1 pseudogene is annotated in these 1,360 nt (G+C 63.8%); it reads left to right on the top strand.

The window, feature by feature from the left end:
* Nucleotides 1-1,360: pseudogene (locus DW039_RS20740) on the top strand (RHS repeat protein); the annotation flags it as partial.

Consider the following 1,360-nt stretch of genomic DNA (forward strand, 5'->3'; position numbering starts at 1 on the left):
GAGGCCCGTCTGGAACAGGACGGCGGCTACTGCGTGTGGGACATGGCCGAGGATCTCTACTACCGCTTCACGCGCAAGGAGTACGATTCCGTGCGCCTGCTTGAGAGCGTGACCGACTGCAACGGTCTGGGCATCCGCTTCGATTACACGAAAGAGGGATTGCTGCGCTCCATCACCGACAGCGCGGGCCGCCGCCTGAGGGTGGAGCACGACACGAGAAGCGGACGCATCCTTGAGATATGCGGCCCGCATCCGGAAGATCCGGAGAAAGAGATTACCCTCGCCTCCTACGAGTACGACGCCGACGGCAACATGACCCTCCAGCGCAACGCGGCGGGCGACGTGATGACATACGAGTATGCCGGAAGGCTCATCGTGAAGGAGACATGGCGCAACGGCCTTGCGTGGTACTTCGAGTACGACGGTACGGGCGTGGGTTCGCGCTGCGTACACACATGGGGCGACGGCGGCATATACGACCACAGGCTCACGTTCCGGGAGGGAGTGACCGAGGTGCTCGACAGCCACGGGGAGCTGACGGTGTACCACCACCGTGGCGGCCTTGTGTGGAAGAAGGTCGATGCCAACGGAGGGGAACACCTGTGGCGTTATGATGACAGCCGCCGGCTACTCGCACAGACGGACCCGCTCGGTAACAGCACCCTGTACAGATATGACCGCTGGGGGAACTGCACCGACAGCTCCGACCCGTGCGGCGGCAGCGTGTCCGCCGTGTACCCCGCCAGGGGGAACCTGCGCAACCGTCCCGTATCCGTTACCACGCCGGACGGCGGCACGTGGGAGTTCGGCTATGACCGCTCCGGCAATCTGGTGAGCCGCACCAACCCCGAAGGTGCCGTCACGAAGATGACCTACCGCAACGGTGCGGTGGCATCGGTGAAAGACCCCTACGGCGTGGTGACGAGGCTCGCCTATGACCGTTTCCATAACCTCACGGAAGCCTCCGACAGCCGGGGGAACACCTCGCTGTACGGCTACGACCTGCTGGGCAGGTGCGTGAGCGTCACCAACCCCAAAGGTGCGGTGCAGAAAAGGGAATACGACCCCGTGGGCCGCGTGGTGCGCGTGCTCGACTTCGACGGCAACGACATACGCCTGTCCTACGACGGGATAGACAACCTCACGGAATACCGTGACAACGTCCAGCACGTGGAGTACGGCTACTCCGGCATGTGGAAGCTGACAAGGCGCCGCGACCACCGGGGCGTGGTGAACTTCCGCTATGACCGGGAGGAACGCCTGCGCCGTGTGACAAACGAGAGGCTCCAGAGCTACGAGTTCGCCCTCGACGCTGTGGGAAACGTCACCGCCGAGAAAGGCTTCGACGGGGCCGTCCGTC

The sequence above is a fragment of the Bacteroides sp. AF39-16AC genome (assembly GCF_003602735.1).
Taxonomy (GTDB): Bacteria; Bacteroidota; Bacteroidia; order Bacteroidales; family Bacteroidaceae; genus Bacteroides; species Bacteroides uniformis.